General features: G+C 63.5%; 16 protein-coding genes and 1 pseudogene. 14 read left to right on the forward strand and 3 right to left on the reverse strand.

The window, feature by feature from the left end:
- The 3 genes and pseudogenes from tauB to tauD all read left to right on the forward strand — a co-directional run.
- Positions 1-251: pseudogene (gene tauB / locus G1E_RS29720) on the forward strand (taurine ABC transporter ATP-binding subunit); the annotation flags it as partial.
- Positions 248-1,087: a taurine ABC transporter permease TauC gene (gene tauC / locus G1E_RS19690; protein ID WP_047150042.1), complete on the forward strand. Its 840-nt coding sequence runs from the start codon at positions 248-250 to the stop codon at positions 1,085-1,087. The pseudogene tauB and the gene tauC, both read left to right, overlap by 4 nt.
- 48 nt (positions 1,088-1,135) lie before the next feature.
- Positions 1,136-1,969, forward strand: coding sequence for a taurine dioxygenase (gene tauD / locus G1E_RS19695; protein ID WP_009682233.1), 834 nt, complete (start codon positions 1,136-1,138; stop codon positions 1,967-1,969).
- Positions 1,970-2,094: 125 nt separating this feature from the next.
- Here tauD and betT read toward each other — a convergent pair whose 3' ends face one another.
- The gene (gene betT, locus G1E_RS19700; RefSeq protein ID WP_009682232.1) at positions 2,095-4,098 is read right to left on the reverse strand and encodes a choline transporter BetT; all 2,004 of its coding nucleotides are present in this window, start codon (positions 4,096-4,098) and stop codon (positions 2,095-2,097) included.
- A 288-nt stretch (positions 4,099-4,386) separates the two neighbouring features.
- Positions 4,387-5,319, reverse strand: coding sequence for a serine O-acetyltransferase EpsC (gene epsC / locus G1E_RS19705; protein ID WP_009682231.1), 933 nt, complete (start codon positions 5,317-5,319; stop codon positions 4,387-4,389).
- Between the two features lie 307 nt (positions 5,320-5,626).
- On the opposite strand from epsC, the gene tcyJ reads away from it, so the two are divergent.
- The 9 genes from tcyJ to G1E_RS19750 all read left to right on the forward strand — a co-directional run bounded on the left by tcyJ (position 5,627) and on the right by G1E_RS19750 (position 14,618).
- The gene (tcyJ, locus tag G1E_RS19710) at positions 5,627-6,421 is read left to right on the forward strand and encodes a cystine ABC transporter substrate-binding protein (RefSeq protein ID WP_009682230.1); all 795 of its coding nucleotides are present in this window, start codon (positions 5,627-5,629) and stop codon (positions 6,419-6,421) included.
- A complete protein-coding gene (gene tcyL / locus G1E_RS19715) occupies positions 6,418-7,086 on the forward strand; it encodes a cystine ABC transporter permease (RefSeq protein WP_009682229.1) in 669 nt (222 codons plus the stop codon). The genes tcyJ and tcyL overlap by 4 nt, the downstream gene beginning before the upstream one ends.
- A gap of 2 nt (positions 7,087-7,088) precedes the next feature.
- Positions 7,089-7,847: an L-cystine ABC transporter ATP-binding protein TcyN gene (gene tcyN / locus G1E_RS19720; protein WP_009682228.1), complete on the forward strand. Its 759-nt coding sequence runs from the start codon at positions 7,089-7,091 to the stop codon at positions 7,845-7,847.
- 262 nt (positions 7,848-8,109) lie between these two features.
- On the forward strand, positions 8,110-9,351 hold the full coding sequence (locus G1E_RS19725) for an SfnB family sulfur acquisition oxidoreductase (RefSeq protein ID WP_009682227.1): 1,242 nt from the start codon (positions 8,110-8,112) through the stop codon (positions 9,349-9,351).
- A 150-nt stretch (positions 9,352-9,501) separates the two neighbouring features.
- On the forward strand, positions 9,502-10,683 hold the full coding sequence (locus tag G1E_RS19730; RefSeq protein WP_009682226.1) for an SfnB family sulfur acquisition oxidoreductase: 1,182 nt from the start codon (positions 9,502-9,504) through the stop codon (positions 10,681-10,683).
- Entirely contained in the window at positions 10,683-12,080 is a 1,398-nt protein-coding gene (locus G1E_RS19735) for an LLM class flavin-dependent oxidoreductase (protein WP_009682225.1), read from the forward strand. Before G1E_RS19730 ends, G1E_RS19735 begins: the two co-directional genes overlap by 1 nt.
- Positions 12,073-12,873 (forward strand): MetQ/NlpA family ABC transporter substrate-binding protein, encoded by an 801-nt coding sequence (locus tag G1E_RS19740; protein ID WP_009682224.1) that lies wholly within the window; start codon positions 12,073-12,075, stop codon positions 12,871-12,873. Before G1E_RS19735 ends, G1E_RS19740 begins: the two co-directional genes overlap by 8 nt.
- A 1-nt stretch (position 12,874) precedes the next feature.
- On the forward strand, positions 12,875-13,984 hold the full coding sequence (locus tag G1E_RS19745) for a methionine ABC transporter ATP-binding protein (protein ID WP_009682223.1): 1,110 nt from the start codon (positions 12,875-12,877) through the stop codon (positions 13,982-13,984).
- On the forward strand, positions 13,974-14,618 hold the full coding sequence (locus G1E_RS19750; RefSeq protein ID WP_009682222.1) for a methionine ABC transporter permease: 645 nt from the start codon (positions 13,974-13,976) through the stop codon (positions 14,616-14,618). Before G1E_RS19745 ends, G1E_RS19750 begins: the two co-directional genes overlap by 11 nt.
- Positions 14,619-14,649: 31 nt before the next feature.
- Here G1E_RS19750 and dibA read toward each other — a convergent pair whose 3' ends face one another.
- Positions 14,650-16,545: a phosphodiesterase DibA gene (gene dibA, locus G1E_RS19755; protein ID WP_033690290.1), complete on the reverse strand. Its 1,896-nt coding sequence runs from the start codon at positions 16,543-16,545 to the stop codon at positions 14,650-14,652.
- A 147-nt stretch (positions 16,546-16,692) separates the two neighbouring features.
- Between dibA and desA the strand changes: the two genes are divergently transcribed.
- Positions 16,693-17,877: a delta-9 fatty acid desaturase DesA gene (gene desA / locus G1E_RS19760; protein WP_009682220.1), complete on the forward strand. Its 1,185-nt coding sequence runs from the start codon at positions 16,693-16,695 to the stop codon at positions 17,875-17,877.
- A 99-nt stretch (positions 17,878-17,976) separates the two neighbouring features.
- On the forward strand, positions 17,977-19,005 hold the full coding sequence (locus tag G1E_RS19765; RefSeq protein ID WP_029884782.1) for a sensor domain-containing diguanylate cyclase: 1,029 nt from the start codon (positions 17,977-17,979) through the stop codon (positions 19,003-19,005).
- Positions 19,006-19,021: the final 16 nt, after the last annotated feature.

The following is a 19,021-nucleotide window of genomic DNA, read 5'->3' on the forward strand; positions in this document are numbered from 1 at the left end:
AGCCCCCCGCCAAGCCGGTGTTCCTGATTACCCACGACATCGAAGAAGCGGTATTCCTGGCCAGCGAACTGGTTCTGCTGGCACCCAACCCGGGGCGCGTGGTGGAACGCCTGCAACTGGACTTCGGCCAGCGTTATGCCGCTGGCGAATCGGCCCGGGCGATCAAGTCCGACCCGGCCTTCATCGAAACCCGCGAGCACGTACTGGCGCGGGTGTTTTCCCAACGCCAAAGCCTGCAGGAGCGCGCATGAGCAGCCTGGACCTGCCGGTTACCGGCAAACACGACGCCCAACCCCGGCCAGCCATCAAGCTGCGCCGCCCGCGTTCCACCCGCTGGATCAGCACCCTGACCCTCGCCAGCCTGTTGCTGGCGTGGTGGCTGGTGACTGCCGCCGGCTGGGTCGAGCCGCTGTTCCTGCCCTCGCCCGGCGACATCCTGGCCAAGGGCTGGACCTTGCTGACCCAGGGTTACATGGATGCCAGCCTGTGGCAGCACCTGGGCGCCAGCCTGGGGCGCATCGGCGTGGCCCTGCTGGCCGCCACGCTGACCGCCATCCCGGTGGGCATCGCCATCGGCTACAACCGCGTGGCACGCGGCATCCTCGACCCGCTGATCGAGTTCTACCGGCCGATCCCGCCGCTGGCCTACCTGCCCCTGATTGTCATTTGGTGCGGCATCGGCGAGCTGTCGAAGGTGTTGCTGATCTTCCTGGCGATCTTTGCGCCGATCGCCATTGCCACCGCCACCGGCGTACGTACCGTCGACCCGGCCAAGTTGCGTGCAGCGCAGTCGCTGGGCGCAAGCAAGGCTCAGCTGATCCGGCACGTGATCCTGCCGAGCGCGCTACCCGACATCCTCACCGGGATCCGCATCGGCCTGGGGGTTGGCTGGTCGACGCTGGTCGCCGCCGAGCTGATTGCCGCCACCAGTGGCCTGGGCTTCATGGTGCAGTCGGCGGCGCAGTTTCTGGTTACCGACGTAGTAGTGCTGGGCATCCTGCTGATCGCCTTGATCGCCTTCGCACTGGAAATGAGCCTGCGCGCCCTGCAACGCAAGCTGGTGCCCTGGCACGGGCAAAGCCACTGAACCCCATTGTCCACGCCAGCACACTGGCGCCTGATTGAAGAGACTGACATGAGCCTGACCATCACTCCCCTCAGCCCGGCGCTCGGCGCCCAGATCAGCGGCGTGGACATCAGCCGCGACATCACCGCAGCACAACGCGACGCCATTGAACAGGCGCTGCTGCAGCACCAGGTGCTGTTCTTCCGCGACCAGCCGATCAACCCGGAACAACAGGCGCGCTTTGCCGCCCGCTTCGGCGACCTTCACATTCACCCGATCTACCCCAACGTGCCGGACACCCCGCAGGTGCTGGTGCTCGACACGGCGGTCACTGATGTGCGCGACAACGCCGTGTGGCACACCGACGTGACCTTCCTGCCAACCCCGGCACTGGGTGCGGTGCTCAGTGCCAAGCAGTTGCCGGCCTACGGTGGCGATACCTTGTGGGCCAGCGGCATCGCTGCCTTTGAAGCCTTGTCGGCGCCGCTGCGGGGCATGCTCGACGGGCTGACCGCCACTCACGACTTCACCAAGTCGTTCCCGCTGGAACGCTTTGGCACCACCGCTGAAGACCTGGCGCGCTGGGAAGCCACGCGGCGCAACAACCCGCCCCTGTCGCACCCGGTGGTGCGTACGCATCCGGTGAGCGGGCGCAAGGCGTTGTTCGTCAATGAGGGGTTTACCACGCGCATCAATGAGCTGAGCGAGCTGGAGAGCGAGGCGTTGCTGAAGCTGCTGTTCGCCCATGCCACACGGCCGGAGTTCAGCATTCGCTGGCGCTGGCAGGAGCATGACGTGGCGTTCTGGGACAACCGCGTGACCCAGCATTTTGCCGTGGATGACTACCGGCCCAATCGGCGGGTGATGCACCGGGCGACGATCCTCGGGGATGTGCCCTTTTAGTTGTTGCCTGTTCTGGCCTCTTCGCGGGCACGCCCGCTCCCACAGGTCCGGCACCGGCTTCGAAACCTGTGATGAACCTGTGGGAGCGGGCCTACCCGCGAAGAGGCCAGAGCAGGAACGCCTGGTCAGCGGACCAGATGCAGGAACTGCATGTGCCGCTCGTACTGGTCGAGGATGTCGTTGATGATCTGCTCCTTGCTGTAGCCCACCAGGTCGTAGTTCTGGCTGCCTTCGCTCAGGTACACCTCCGCCCGGTAGTAGCGGCGGTTCTTCAACTCCTGCGTGCCCAGCCCACCCAGGGCGAACGATGGCGTGAAGTAGCCACGCATCTGCACCTGGTAAATGAACGGCTGTTCTTCACCATGCCCCACTTTCAGGCTGACGTTGTCGTGGCTTGGGTCATCCTGGGTAATCAGCACCAGGCCTTTTTGCTCGAACACCTCACGCACATCGGCAATCGCCGGGCGCACCACATCGTCCATGAAGCGGTACACCTCGTCACGCGACGGGAAGTGCACCGCCTGGCTCAAGCGCTGGCGCCAGCCGCCGCGGCCGCGGCGTGACTGGGCGAACGGTGCCAGCGAGTGCATTTGCGCGATCTGCCGTTGCGACTCCAGGTAGAACGCCTTGTGCAACCCCCACATCATGCACAGCAAGATCAACGAGAACGGCAGCGAGGTCAGTACCACCGCCGACTTCAGCGAATCGATGCTGCCCGCGAACAACAGCGCACTGGTGACCAGCGCGGTCATCGCGCCCCAGAAAATGCGCAGCCAGTTCGGCCCGTCCTCATCGGCATCCCCACCGGTGGCCGACAAGGTCGACAGCACCACGGTGCCAGAGTCGGCCGAGGTGACGAAGAACACGAAACTGATGAACACCGTGGTGGCGATCACCACCTTGCTCCAGGGGTAGGTTTCCAGCAGCAGGTACAGGCTCATGGACGGGTTGTCCAGGGCCGACTGGCCCAGCGCGGTCATGCCGTGGTTGATGACCTGGTCCAGGGCACTGTTGCCGAAGATCGACATCCACGCCAGGGTGAAGCCCAGCGGGATCAGCAGCACGCCAAAGACGAACTCGCGGATGGTACGGCCGCGGGAAATGCGCGCAATGAACAAGCCCACGAACGGCGCCCAGGCAATCCACCAGGCCCAGTAGAACACTGTCCAGCCACCCAGCCAGTCGCGGTTCTCACCGTAGGCATACACGTCGAAGCTCTTGCGCGGCAAGGCGCCCAGGTAATCGCCAAGGTTCTGGATGAGGGTGTTGAACAGGTGCTGGGTAGGCCCGGCGAACAGCACGAACAGCAGCAATGCGCAGGCCAGGAACAGGTTGATGTCGCTCATTACCCGCACGCCCTTCTCTACCCCGGCAACGGCTACGGCCACCGCCGCGCCCATCATCAGGGTGATGAGGATCACCTGCACCCACTGGCTGTGGCTGATGCCGAACAGGTAATCCAGGCCGGCATTCAGGTGCAGCACGCCAAAGCCCATGTCGGCGCCGAGGCCGAACACGGTGGCGATGATGCCGAAGCCGTCCACCGCATAACCGATCGGCCCGTTGATGCGCTTGCCGATCAGCGGGTACAGCGCCGAACGCAACGCCAGCGGCAGGTTATGGCGGTAGGCGAAGTAGGCCAGCGCCATGCCGACGAAGGCGAACACGCCCCAGCCATGCAACCCCCAGTGCAGGAACAGGATCTGCATGGCTTGGCGCCCGGCCTCGGCAGTGCCCGCTTCGCCTTGGGGCGGCTGCAGCATATGGGTCAGCGGTTCGGACACACAGAAGAAGAACAACGTAATGCTGATGCCAGCCGCAAACAGCATGCCGGCCCATGACAGGTAACTGAACTCGGGCTCGTCGTGGTCGGCACCGAGCTTGATCTTGCCGTAGCCGGACAAGGCGGTGACCACCACGAAGACCAGGTACAGGGTCATTGCCAACATGTAGTACCAGCCGACCGTATTGGCCGCCCAGTTCTGCGCCGCCAGCAACCAGTCGCCTGCGGTTTGCGGGTTGGAGATGACCACCAGGCCGAAGATAAGGATGAAGCTTGCCGCAAAGTAGAACACCGGCGGGTTCATGCGGATCTTGCTGGTGGAAAGGGATGGGGTCGGTGCACTCATGGGGCAGGCACCTCGTCAACAGACGTGAGGTTCGGAATGAACGGGTTCAGCAAAGGAATCCTCCTGTTGAACACCGGCAGCGGACCAGCGTTTTTTCATTGAACAAGCGTTCAAGTTAAACATGGATCGGTGTTCAATGCGAATTGGGGCGCCGACTGGCGCGCTTCTGGCCCGGCCTTTTCGCGGGCAAACCCGCGCCTGGCGCGCACATCGGTCGCTCGCTGTGCGGTCCTTGTAAGAGCCCGTTTCACCTTGAAAAGTGCCGGTGCACGCCAGGCAAATTTCAGGTCAATGCTTGTCTTGGCAATCCAGCTGCAAGTTGGCCTGGGTGATGTTGCTCTCGGCTGGCACACTGCGGGTCAGCCACACGTTGCCGCCAATGGTCGAGCCTTTACCGATGGTGATGCGCCCCAGTACCGTGGCGCCGGCATAGATCACCACATCGTCTTCGACGATTGGGTGGCGTGGCAGGCCTTTGTGCAAGGTGCCCGACTCGTCGCTTGGGAAACGCTTGGCGCCAAGGGTCACAGCCTGGTAGATACGCACGCGCTCGCCGATGATCGCGGTTTCGCCGATGACCACCCCCGTACCGTGGTCGATGAAGAAACCCGGCCCGATCTGCGCGCCAGGGTGAATGTCGATACCGGTGGCTGAATGCGCCAGTTCCGAACTGATGCGCGCCAGCAGTGGCAGACCTGCCCGGTACAGATGGTGCGCCAGGCGGTGATGGATGATCGCCAGCACGCCGGGGTAGCACAGCAGCACCTCATCGACGCTACGGGCCGCCGGGTCGCCGTGGTAGGCAGCCAGCACATCGGTGTCGAGCAACACCCGCAGCGCTGGCAAGGCTGCCGCGAAATCCTGTACCAGCCTCAGCGCGTGAGCATCCACACCGGCCAGCTCGGCCTGGCTTTGCCGGGCGGCGTAACGCAGCTCCAGTCGGGCCTGGGCCAGCAAGGCGGTCAGGGCGGCATCGAGGGTGTGGCCCACGTAGAAATCTTCACTTTCTTCGCGCAGGTCGACCGGGCCCAGGCGCATAGGGAACAGCGCACCACAGAGTTGCTCGAGTATCTGCCGCATCGCCTCGCGCGACGGCAGCTCGCGGCCACCCTGCTCGCCGCTGCTGCGGCCATTGCGGGTGCGCCACTGCTCACGCGCGCCGCGCAGGCCGGTTACGATGCTCTGCAACTGCCAGCGCCCGGATAATGGTTGTTCGCTCACGGTTTTCTCCTGCCGTATAGGCCATCGGGTTGTTTCGCCATGCCCGCGAAAGGGCCGGGCGTGCCTGCGTGCAATCCACTCTACGGCAAATCCGCCTCTTGGAAAAAACTACGCTTTATTCCATCCTGCGCCATGTCGGGCACACCCTGCGGTGACGGCGCAGGCAACCTCGCCTACCCTCAAAGCAATCACGCTCTGATAACGAACAAAATGGAAATAACAAAATAATTTTTTATTATTTCCAGGCCTAAAAAGCCAATTCTATAGTCGCCACCCTCTCCCTACACAACACGCGCGGGGCTCTGCCATGTCGAAGTTCGCCAAACCGCTACTCAATGCCAGCCTGGCCCTTGTGCTGGGTGCTGGTCTGCTCTGCCAGGCCTTCGCCGGCGAAGAGCTGAAAACCATTCAGGAAAAAGGCGTGATCAACGTCGGCCTCGAAGGCACCTACCCGCCGTTCAGCTTTCAGGATGAAAACGGCAAGCTGACCGGTTTTGAAGTCGAGCTATCCGAACTGCTGGCTAAAGAGCTGGGGGTCAAGGCCAAGATCCAGCCAACCAAGTGGGACGGTATTCTCGCCGCGCTGGAGTCCAAACGGCTGGACATCGTGGTCAACCAGGTGACCATTTCGGAAGAACGCAAGAAGAAGTATGACTTCTCCGAGCCTTACACCATCTCCGGCATCCAGGCGCTGATTCTCAAGAAGAAGGCCGAGCAGCTGAATATCAATGGTGCACAGGATCTGGCCGGCAAAAAAGTCGGCGTGGGTCTGGGCACCAACTACGAACAGTGGGTGAAACAAGACGTACCGAAAGCCGAGGTGCGCACTTATGAAGACGACCCGAGCAAATTCGCCGACCTGCGCAACGGCCGCATCGACGCCATCCTGATCGACCGCCTGGCGGCGCTGGAATACGCGCAAAAAGCCAAAGACACCGAACTGGCCGGCCCTGCCTTCTCGCGCCTGGAAAGCGGCGTGGCTCTGCGCAAGGGCGAGCCTGAACTGTTGGCGGCCATCAACAAGGCCATCGACAAGCTCAAGGCTGACGGCACGCTGGCCAAGCTGTCGGAAAAATATTTCGGTGCCGATGTCACTAAATGATCGCCGAAAGCCTGCAACTCGTAGCCGACTCCGCGCCCTTCCTGCTCAAGGGCGCGGGTTACACCGTACTGCTCAGCGTGGGCGGCATGTTCTTCGGCCTGGTGCTGGGCTTTGCCCTGGCGCTGATGCGGCTGTCGAAGGTATTGCCGCTCAACTGGCTGGCGCGGATCTATGTGTCGTTCTTTCGCGGCACGCCGCTGCTGGTGCAACTGTTCGTGATCTATTTCGGCATGCCGCAGATCGGGATCGAACTCGACCCTATCCCGGCCTCGCTGATTGGCCTGTCGCTGAACATGGCGGCTTACATCTGCGAAATCCTGCGCGCGGCGATTTCATCGATTGACCGTGGCCAATGGGAAGCCGCGGCCAGCATCGGCATGACCCGGGTGCAGGCCATGCGCCGGGCGATCCTGCCCCAGGCCCTGCGCACCGCCCTGCCACCGCTGGGCAACAGCTTCATTTCGCTGGTCAAGGACACCGCCCTGGCAGCCACCATCCAGGTACCCGAGCTGTTCCGCCAGGCCCAGCTGATTACTGCACGCACCTTCGAAGTGTTCACCATGTACGTGGCGGTGGCGGTTATCTACTGGGTGCTGTGCAGCATCCTCGCGCACTTCCAGAACCGTATGGAAGCGCGGGTCAACCAGCATGACCAGGAGCATTGAGCATGATTGAAGTCAAAGGCCTGACCAAGCGGTTCAAGGGCCAGACCGTGCTCAACGGCATTGACCTGACCGTACAGCCCGGCGAGGTGGTGGCCATCATCGGCCCCAGCGGCTCGGGCAAGACCACCTTCCTGCGCTGCCTGAACCTGCTGGAAACGCCCGACGCCGGGCAGATAAAGATCGGCGCCATCAGCATCGATGCCAACCACCCACTGGGGGGGCAGCAAAGTGCGATCCGCCGGTTGCGCCAGCAGGCCGGGTTCGTGTTCCAGAACTTCAACCTGTTCCCGCACCGCACAGCCTTGGAAAACGTGATCGAGGGGCCGGTGATCGTCAAGAAGACCCCGCGCGAACAGGCTGTCGAACTGGGCCGCCGCTTGCTGGCCAAGGTTGGCCTGGCGGGCAAGGAAGATGCCTACCCGCGTCGCCTGTCCGGTGGCCAGCAGCAGCGGGTGGCCATCGCCCGCGCCTTGGCCATGGAGCCCGAGGTGATTCTGTTCGACGAGCCGACCTCGGCGCTGGACCCGGAACTGGTGGGTGAAGTGCTGGCGACCATTCGCGGCCTGGCGGAAGAAAGGCGCACCATGGTCATCGTCACCCACGAAATGAGCTTTGCCCGTGACGTGGCTAACCGGGTGATCTTCTTCGACAAAGGCGTGATCGTGGAGCAAGGCGAGGCCAAAGCGCTGTTTGCTGCGCCGAAGGAAGAGCGTACCCGGCAGTTCTTGCGCAAGTTCCTTGGGACTGCTGCTTCCGAGTAGGCCTGCTCTGGGCCCTTCGCGGGTTCATCCGCGAAGAGGTCGGCGTAGCCGCGGAAATCTCTCCTTCTATATATATTCCAAAGAGTTAGTTCATTAAATTTTTATAAAGCATTAGGGTATATCAACCGGACCACCGGACCAGCACACGTTCGCCGCGACCAGCTGTAGCGGCTTTACTTTTCGCGAGGTCAGGAATGGTCAGCATCACAATTTCCCCAGTGCGTAACGCCAGGGCATTGAGTACAGCCAAGGAGCGGTACTGATGTCCAGCCAACCCAACAGCCTATTACACAGCGATCTCGACAGCGCTCCCCCGTTGCTGCCAGCCAAGGTGTTGCGCAACGACGCCGAAGCCTTGCAAGTGGCACGCGAACTGGCCGAGGTCGCCCGCAAGCATGCCGCCCGCCGCGACCAGCAACGCAAGCTGCCATGGGCCGAGGTCGAGCTGTTCACCCGCAGCGGGCTGGGTAGCATCAGCGTACCCAAGGCCCACGGTGGCCCCGATGTTTCGTTCGCCACCATCGCCGAAGTGTTCCGCCTGATCAGCGCCGCCGACCCGGCCCTGGGGCAGATCCCGCAGAACCAGTTCGGCATCCTGCAATTGCTGCGCCTGACGGCAAGCGAAGCGCAACAGGCGTTTGTTTTCCGCAGCGTGCTCGAAGGCTGGCGCATCGGCAATGCTGGGCCCGAACGCGGCACCAAGGACACCCTCACGCTCACCGCGCGTATCACCCGCAACGGCGACGGTTATCGCATCAGTGGCGAGAAGTTCTATTCCACCGGCGCCCTGTTCGCCCATTGGGTGGCGGTCAAAGCCCTGGACGACGACGGCCGTCAGCGCCTGGCGTTCGTACGTAGAGGCAGCTCGGGGTTGCGCATCGTCGATGACTGGTCCGGGTTTGGCCAGCGCACCACCGCCAGCGGCACGGTACTGCTGGACCAGGTGCCGGTGGAGGCGGCGCTGGTGATCGATAACTGGCGCCAGCGCGATATACCCAATACCCAGGGCGCGGTGTCGCAGTTGATCCAGGCAGCAATCGATGCAGGTATCGCTGAAGCGGCCATCGAAGATGCGATCAAGTTCGTTCGCGAGAAGTCGCGGCCTTGGGTCGACGCCAATGTCGAGCGCGCCAGCGACGATCCTTACGTGATCGCTGACGTCGGGCGCCTGAAGCTTGAACTGCATGCGGCGCAAGCGTTGCTGCGCAAGGCCGCGCAGGTGCTTGACGAGGTCAGCGCCGCGCCCGTGGATGCCGCGAGCGCTGCGCGCGCGTCCATTGCGGTGGCCGAAGCCAAGGTGCTGACCACTGAAATTGCCCTGCAGGCCAGCGAAAAGCTGTTCGAGCTGGCTGGCAGCCGCGCCACCCTTGCCGAATTCAACCTCGACCGCCACTGGCGCAACGCCCGGGTGCACACGCTGCATGACCCGGTGCGCTGGAAGTACCACGCGGTTGGGGCTTACCACCTTAACGGGACCTTGCCCGCGCGGCATTCCTGGATCTGAATTCAATGGCCTTGGGGGCTGCTTTGCAGCCCATCGCGACACAAGGCCGCTCCTACCCGTGGCGCGGACCGGCATGGAACCGCGTATCCCTGCAGGAGCGGCCTTGTGTCGCGATGGGCCGCATAGCGCTCCCAAGGCCCGGAGAAACCCATGACCATCAGAATCATCACCAGCGACACCCAAGCCCTGCATGTCGCCGACGAAATCGCCCAACAACTGCGCCGCGACAGCGCCCTGCGCGACCGCGAACGCCGGCTGCCGCACAGCGAACTGGACCTGTTCACCCGCTCCGGCCTGTGGGCCATCAGTGTGCCGAAGGCCTTCGGCGGCGCTGGCGTGTCCAACGTCACCCTGGCCAAGGTCATCGCCCGCATCGCCCAGGCCGACGGCTCGCTGGGGCAGATCCCACAGAATCATTTCTACAGCCTGGAAGTACTGCGGGTAAACGGCAGCCCCGAACAACAGAAGCGGCTGTATGGCGAAGTACTGGCCGGCCGCCGTTTCGGCAATGCCCTGGCCGAACTGGGTACCAAGACCGCCAACGAACGCACCACCCGCCTGAGCCGTGACGGTGACGGCTTTCGCATCAATGGCCGCAAGTTCTACGCGACTGGCGCCATCTACGCCCAGCGTATTCCTACGTCGGTGGTCGATGAACAGGGCGTGCAGCACCTGGTGTTCGTGCCGGCCGATAGCCAGGGCGTGCAGGTGATCGACGACTGGAGCGGCTTTGGTCAGCGCACCACCGGCAGTGGCTCGGTTCTGCTGGACAACGTTTACGTCAGCGCAGCGGACGTGGTGCCTTTCCAGAGTGCCTTCGAGCGCCCCACCCCGGTCGGCCCGCTGGCGCAGCTTCTTCACGCCGCCATCGACACCGGCATCGCCCGCGCCGCCTACGAGGATGCCCTGCACTTCGTGCGCACCCGCAGCCGACCATGGGTCGACGCAGGCCTGGACAAGGCAAGCGATGACCCACTGACGCTGAAAAGCTTCGGCCACCTGGCGATCCGCCTGCACGCGGCCGAAGCCCTGCTGGAACGCGCTGGCGAATACCTCGACCGCGCCCGCAACGACAGCACCGCCAACACCGTCGCCGCGGCGTCCATCGCCGTGGCCGAAGCGCGTGCCATCAGCACGGAAATCGCGCTTGCCGCCGGCACTGCCCTGTTTGAACTGAGTGGGAGCCAAGCGACGCTGGCCGAGCACAACCTCGACCGCCATTGGCGCAACGCCCGCGTGCACACCTTGCACGACCCGGTCCGCTGGAAATACCACGCCATCGGCAATTACTACCTCAACGACGTCAATCCGCCACGCCGGGGGACGCTCTGATGGCCAAGCAAATCCTGCTCAATGCCTTCAACATGAACTGTGTCGGGCACATCAACCACGGCCTGTGGACCCACCCACGGGACACTTCGACCCAGTACACCAGCCTGGAGTACTGGACCCAGCTCGCACGCCTGCTGGAGCGCGGCCTGTTCGATGGGCTGTTCATCGCCGATATCGTCGGTACCTACGATATCTATGGGCAATCGCTGGACGTCACCCTCAAGGAGGCCATCCAGTTGCCGGTCAATGACCCCTTGCTGCTGGTTTCGGCCATGGCCGCCGTCACTCGCCACCTGGGTTTTGGCCTTACCGCCAACCTGACCTACGAGGCGCCGTACCTGTTCGCCCGACGCCTATCCACCCTGGACCACCTGAGCCAGGGCCGGGTTGGATGGAACATCGTCACCGGTTACCTCGACAGTGCCGCCCGCGCCATGGGCCTGGCACAGCAACCCGAACATGACCGCCGCTACGACCAGGCCGACGAATACCTGCAGGTGCTGTACAAGCTGCTGGAGGGCAGCTGGGCTGACGACGCGGTGGTCGCTGACCGCGAGCAGCGCATCTATGCCCGCCCCGACAAGGTGCGCAAGGTGCAGCACCATGGCGAGTTCTACAAGGTCGACGGTTACCACCTGTGCGAGCCCTCGCCGCAGCGCACCCCGGTACTGTTCCAGGCAGGCAGTTCGCAACGCGGCCTGGGCTTCGCCGGGCAACATGCCGAATGTGTCTTCATCAGCGCTCAGGACAAGACCGCGGCCCGCGCCCAGGTCGAGCAGGTACGCGCGGCTGCCTCGGCTGCCGGGCGCGCCCCGCAGGCGGTCAAGGTCTTCATGGGCATCACGGTAATCGTCGCGGCGACCGAGCAACAGGCCCAGGCCAAGCATGCCGAGTATCTGCAGCACGCCAGCGCCGAGGCCGGCGTCGCACATTTTGCGGCCTCGACCGGCATTGACTTCGCGGCCTATGCACTGGACGAGCCGATCCCCTTCAGCCAGGGCAACGCCATTCAGTCAGCCACCCGCCAGTTGCAGGGCAACGCCTGGACCCGCCGGCGCCTGTTGCAACAGCACGCGCTGGGCGGGCGCTACGTGAAGGTGGTCGGCGACCCCGAGCAGGTCGCCGACCAGTTGATCGCCTGGCTCGACGAGACCGGCCTGGACGGCTTCAACCTGACCCGCACCGTCACCCCGGAGAGCTTTGAGGACTTCATCGACCTGGTCGTTCCTCAACTGCAACAACGCGGCCGCTACAAGACCGCGTACGCCGAGGGCACCCTGCGCCAGAAACTGTTCCAGGCCGACCACCCGCACTTGCCCGCCGACCACCCTGGTTCGGCTTACCGCTTTACCCGCACCCCTACCCCTGCACCGACTGGAGCCCTGCACCATGCTTGAAAAACTGTTCCGGCCCGTCGTGGCCATCGCCCTGTCCCTCGGCCTGTGCGCCACTGCCCAGGCCGCCGAACCCCTGAAGATCGGCACTACCTCGGCCTTTGCGATCCCGCTGGAAGCCGCCGTGGAAGAAGCCCACAAGCAAGGCCTGGAGGTGAAGCTGATCGAGTTCAGCGACTGGATCGCGCCCAATGTCAGCCTCAACAGCGGCGACATCGACGTGAACTACTTCCAGCACATCCCGTTCCTGGAGAATGCCAAGGCGGCTGCGGGCTTCGACCTGGTGCCCTATGCACCGGGCATCATCAACAACGTGGGCCTGTACGCGAAAAAGTACAAAAGCTTCGCCGACCTGCCTGAAGGGGCGAGCGTGGCCATCGCCAACGACCCGATCAACAGCGGCCGCGGCCTGCAACTGCTGGCCAAGGCCGGGTTGATCACGCTCAAGCCAGGGGTTGGCTACAAAGCCACCGAGGACGACATTGTCGCCAACCCGAAAAAGCTGAAGATCCTGCAAGTCGAAGCCGTGCAGCTGGTGCGTGCCTATGACGACGCCGACCTGGTGCAGGGGTACCCGGCATACATTCGCCTGGCCAACAGCTTCGATGCCAGTTCAGCGCTGCTGTTCGACGGTCTGGAAAACAAGGAGTACGTGATTCAATTCGTGATTCGCCCGCAGAGCAAAAACGACCCACGCCTGGCACAGTTCGTCGACATCTACCAACATTCGCCTGTCGTACGCGCAGCGTTGGACAAGGCTCACGGCAAGCTGTACCAGGCCGGTTGGGAAGGCTGACATGAGCCAGGCCAGCGCATTCAAGGCGCCCACCCCCCAACCGCGAGCGTCAACGGCCAGGGAGCACGCCCTGCACCCGGAAATCAATCAAGCCCATGTACGCTTCATCGGCCTGGGCAAGACCTACCCTGGGCAGGCGCAACCCGCTTTGCACGGCATTGACCTGAACATTCGCCAGGGCGAAGTGTTCGGCATCATCGGCCGCAGCGGCGCCGGCAAATCTTCGTTGCTACGCACCATCAACCGCCTGGAACGCCCCAGCCACGGCCGGGTACTGATCGACCAGGTGGACATCGCGGCGTTCGATGACGACCAGCTGGTGGCGCTGCGCCGGCGTATCGGCATGATCTTCCAGCATTTCAACCTGCTGTCGGCGAAGACAGTGTGGCAGAACGTCGAGCTGCCCTTGAAGGTGGCGGGCGTGGCCAAGGGCGAGCGACAACGCAAGGTCCGGGAGCTGCTGGCACTGGTCGGCCTGCAGGAGAAACACCACGTGTACCCCGCGCAATTGTCAGGCGGGCAGAAACAGCGCGTGGGCATTGCCCGGGCACTGGTGCATGACCCCGAGATCCTGCTGTGCGACGAAGCCACCTCCGCGCTGGACCCGGAGACCACGGCCTCGATCCTGGAACTGCTGCGCGATATCAACCGGCGCCTGGGCCTGACCATCGTGCTGATTACCCACGAGATGGCGGTCATCCGTGATATCTGCCACCGGGTGGTGGTGCTGGACCGCGGCGAGGTGGTTGAGCAGGGCGAAGTCTGGCGTGTCTTCGGCGCCCCTCACCACGAGGTCACCCGAACCCTGCTTGCGCCGCTGCAAGCGCGGCTGCCTGCGGCGCTGCAAGCCAGCCTGCAGGCCCACCCCTCAAGCCGTGACTGCGCCGTGGTATTGCAACTGAGTGTACTTGGCGAGCCTGAACTGTCTGCCCTGTTCCACGACCTGGGCGGTCGCGTGCGCTTGCTGCAGGGCGGCGTGGCGACCATTGGCGAGCACGCCCTGGGCCAGTTGATCCTGTCGGTGCAGCACGCACCGCACGATACCCAACAATTGCTGCAACGCGCCCGCCGTTGGGCGGACAACGTGGAGGTGCTGGGCCATGTGGTTTGATCGTCTGCTGGAAGGCTTGCTCGATACCCTGCTGATGGTTGGCGTGTCGTCGCTTATCGCCTTGCTGCTGGGGGTACCCCTGGCACTGCTGCTGGTCACCAGCGGCAGGGGTGGCATATTCGAGGCAGCCTTGCTGAACCGGGTACTGGGCGCCTTCGTCAACCTGTTCCGCTCGATCCCGTTCCTGATCCTGATGGTCGCGCTGATCCCGTTCACCCGGCTGGTGGTGGGTACGACCTATGGTGTGTGGGCGGCGGTTGTCCCGCTGACCATCGCCGCCACGCCGTTCTTTGCCCGGATCGCCGAGGTCAGCCTGCGCGAAGTCGACCATGGCTTGGTGGAAGCCGCGCAGGCCATGGGTTGCCGGCGCTGGCACATTGTCTGGCATGTGTTGTTGCCCGAAGCGTTGCCGGGTATTGTCGGCGGTTTCACCATCACCTTGGTGACCCTGATCAACTCCTCGGCCATGGCCGGGGCGATCGGTGCCGGAGGGCTGGGCGACATCGCCTACCGGTATGGCTACCAGCGCTTCGACAGCCAGATCATGCTGACCGTGATCGCCATGCTGGTGGCGCTGGTGGCGTTGATCCAGCTGGGTGGCGACCGATTGGCAAAAGGCTTGAACAAGCGTTGAGTTCTTCGCGGGCAAACCCGCGAAGAGGCACTCAATCCCAGTGCAAATCCGCAGCCGGCACCGGCCGCCCGAACCAGTAGCCCTGCCCCAGCTGGCACTGCTGCTGCAGCAGGAAGGCGGCCTGCTCTGCCTGCTCGATACCCTCGGCATGGACCTGCATGCCCATGCTGCGGGCCAGGGCGATGATCACCCGCACGATCGCGATGTCATCCTCATCCAGCGGCAACCCGGCAACGAAGCCCTGGTCGATTTTCAGCTTCTGAACGGGCAAACGCTTGAGCCGCAGCAGCGAAGAGTAGCCGGTGCCGAAGTCATCAATGGCCAGGGTCACGCCAAGCTCACGTAAGCGGTGAAGTTGCTCCAGCGCCACCTCCGGGTCTTCCATCACAGCGCTTTCGGTCACTTCCAGCTCCAGCAAGGCGGGGGCCAGGCCGGTGTCGTGCAGGACGTCGGCCACTTGCCGGTACAACTCATGTTGGCCAAACAGCCGGCTGGAGATGTTCACCGCCACGAACGCCAATTGCCGGCCTTGCGCCTGCCACTGCACCATTTGCCGGCAGGCCTGGCGCAGCACCCAGGCATCGATTTCGGCAATCAGGCCGGTACGCTCGGCGATCGGGATGAACTCGCCTGGCGGCACCAGGCCGCGCTGCGGATGCTGCCAGCGCACCAACGCTTCGACCCCGACCAGGCTGCCGGTCGCCAGGTCGTGTACCGGCTGGAAAAACACCCGCAGTTCGTCATGCTCCAGTGCGCGGCGCAACTCGCCCGCTGTTTCAACCCGGTGCTGGGCGTGGGCCGTCAGTTCTTCGGTGTACAGCGCATAGCAGGCTCGCCCATTGCCCTTGGCCTTGTACAAAGCCGAATCGGCGTTGCGCAGCAACTGTTCGGCACACAAGGCATCGCTGGGGAACAGGCTGATACCGGCACTGACACTGATGAACAACCGATGGCCATCGAACAGGAACGGCTCGCGCATGCGCTCGATGATGCCCTGCGCCAGTTTGCCTGCCTGGCCGACTTGCTGGCAGCCTTCGGCCAGCACGCCGAACTCGTCACCGCCCAGCCGGGCCAAGGTCACACCATTGCCCAGTATCTTGCCCAGGCGCTCCCCCACCAGCCTCAGCAACTGGTCACCGATGGTGTGGCCAAGGCCATCGTTGATGCTCTGGAAGTGGTCCAGGTCCAGCAGCAGCAGGGCGCACCCACGCTTGTTGGCCTGCGCCGCGGCCAGGGCCTGCTCGACGCGGTCGTTGAACAGCAAGCGGTTGGGCAGGCCGGTCAGCGGGTCGTGGTGGGCCAGGTAGGCCAGTTCCTGCTCCGAATGCTTGATCGCGCTGATGTCACTGAACACGGCCACGTAATGGCTCAGCTCACCCTCGTCATCGTGAATAGCGCAGATGGTCTGCCACTGCGGGTAGATTTCGCCGCTTTTGCGCCGGTTCCAGATTTCGCCGCTCCACTCGCCCTTTTCAGCCAGGGTGGCGTAGACCTGCTGGTAGAAGGCCTGGCCATGGCGGCCCGACTTGAACTTGCTCGGGCGCTGGCCGATCACCTCGTGCTGCTGGTAACCGGTAATGCGCATGAAGGCACGGTTGACGTGCACGATCAGGCCCTGGCGGTCGGTTACCAGCACCCCTTCCAGGGTACTGTCGAACACCGCGGCGGCCATGCGCAGGCGTTCCCGGTCTTCGCAGCGCAACCGCGCGCCATGGCCGATGAAATGCAGCAGCCGCACCCGGGACAGGTAAATCAGCAAGGCACTGCACAGCACCCACACCACCACGTTGATCTGCCGCCCCACGGTCAATGCCAGGGGGTCGTCGGTCATGCTCTGAAGCATCACCTCGGCCAGCACCAGCCAGAGGATCGAGAGCACCACATAGAGCGCGGCCATGCGCAAGGCGTCGCGAACGGAAACAGACATGTCGGGTGGGATAGCCCATTGAAAAGAAAGGGGCATTATAAAGGCTGAAACATGTCGTGACCTCCTGTCTGAACAGTTGACTGGTTTTATTTCCCCACCAAGGGATAATCGACCCTTCCCCCCCGCATTTCGAGGGCATTTACATCTATGTGGTACAACGGCCTGCTCGACTTGTCGGCCTGGCAACTGGTCGGCATCACCCTGTTGATGACCCACGTGACCATTGTCAGCGTCACGGTCTACCTGCATCGCTACTCTGCGCACCGGGCCCTTGAGCTCAACGGCGCGCTCAAGCATTTCTTCCGCTTCTGGCTGTGGCTGACCACGGCGCAGAACACCCGCGAGTGGACGGCGGTCCACCGTAAGCACCACGCCAAGTGCGAAACACCCGACGACCCGCACAGCCCCGTGCACAAAGGCCTGAGCACGGTGTTGCGCAAAGGCGCCGAGCTGTATCGCGAAGAGGCCCGCAACCCAGACACCCTGCGCATCTACGGCAAGAACTGCCCTGATGACTGGATCGAGCGCAACCTTTACTCGCGCTACAAACTGGGCGGCATCGCGTTGATGGCCGTGATCGACCTGCTGCTGTTCGGCACCCTCGGTATCACCATCTGGGCGGTCCAGATGATGTGGATCCCGTTCTGGGCTGCCGGTGTCGTCAACGGCCTGGGCCACGCGTTCGGCTACCGCAACTTCGAATGCCGTGACGCGGCCACCAACCTGGTGCCGTGGGGCATCGTGATCGGCGGTGAAGAGCTGCACAACAATCACCACACCTACCCCAATTCGGCCAAGCTGTCGGTCAAGCGCTGGGAGTTCGACATGGGCTGGGCGTGGATCCGCCTGTTCTGCCTGCTGCGCCTGGCCAAGGTGCAGCGTGTGGCGCCGATTGCCCATCGGGTGGAAGGCAAAGGTAGCCTGGACATGGACACCGCCATGGCGATCCTCAACAACCGCTTCCAGATCATGGCCCAGTACCGCAAATTGGTGATCGCCCCACTGGTCAAGCTGGAACTGGCGCGTGTCGACGCCTCGGTGCGCCACCACTTCCGCCGTGCCAAGCGCCTGCTATCCCGTGAAACCAGCCTGCTCGAAGACCGCCACCATGTGCGCATCGAATCGATGCTTGCGCACAGCCAGGCCTTGAAAACCATCTACGAAAAGCGCCTGGCCTTGCAGCAGATCTGGGCCCGCACCAGCGCCAACGGCCATGACATGCTGGCCGCCATCAAGGACTGGATACACGAAGCCGAAACCAGTGGTATTCAAGCCCTGCGCGACTTCGCGGCACAGCTGAAAACCTATTCCCTGCGCCCGACCGGCGCCTGATCGCCGTTGATCGGCACGCCCCAGCATGGGGCGTGCCAGCTGGAACTTCCCCACCTCGCCCCCACTCAAACCCCGCACATCGCCCGCGTGGCGGGCAGGATGCTGGCCGCACGCTTTCACGTCGAGACTCGCTACGTGCACATGGCCAAGAATATTCCAATGACATCGCCAGGCCCGGTACCACCGGGAGCCGCCCGCACTTTACTGGCGCTCCTTCATGCGCAAGGTGAAGTCGCCCGCCTGAGCGAACGCGAACAGCTGTTCAGCTCGTTGCTCGAGAGTGTCAACGCGGTGCTCTGGGCCTTCGATTGGGAAACACGCGAAGTGCTGTACGTAAGCCCCGCCTACGAGCGCATCTTCGGCCGCCCGGCCAGCCTGGTACTGGCCGACTTCAACGAGTGGCGCGACAGCATCTACCCCGACGACCTGGAATACGCCGAGCGCAGCCTGGCCCAGGTGCTGCTCAAAGGCGCGGTCGAGGACCGCGAGTACCGTATCATCAATGCCGACGGGCAAGTGCGCTGGTTGAGCGACAAGTGCTACATCAACCAGCAGCATGACGGCGACCGCGTGATCATCGTCGGCATTGCCGAAGACATCACCGAGAAAAAGCAGCTGGAAGGCGAGTTGCAGCGCCTGGCCACCATTGACGTGCTGACCCAAAGCAGCAACCGCCGGCACTTCTTCGAATGCGCCCAAGCGGCGTTTGACAGCGCCCGGGAAAACGGCACGCCGTTGGCCTTCCTGTTACTGGACATCGACGACTTCAAACAGATAAACGACAGCTATGGCCACCAGGAAGGCGACCAGGTGCTGCAGCACATCGCCGACAGCGGCAAGGCCGTGTTGCGCCGTGGCGACCTGTTCGGGCGTATTGGCGGCGAAGAGTTCGCGGCAGTCTTCCCAGGGTGCAGTGCCGAGCTGGCCGGGCAGATAGCCGAGCGGCTACAGCGGCAGATTCAGCGTTTGAGCTTCAGCCATGGGGCGCACACTTACGGGGTAACGGTGAGCCAGGGGCTTACCGGGTTGACCGCTGAAGATGTGGCGCTGGACAGCCTGTATGCCCGCGCCGATGCGGCGATGTACCAGGCCAAGCGGCAGGGCAAGAACCAGATCGTGCGCGGTTGAACCCCCTTACGCCTGC

The sequence above is a fragment of the Pseudomonas sp. TJI-51 genome (assembly GCF_000190455.2).
Lineage (GTDB): Bacteria > Pseudomonadota > Gammaproteobacteria > Pseudomonadales > Pseudomonadaceae > Aquipseudomonas > Aquipseudomonas juntendi.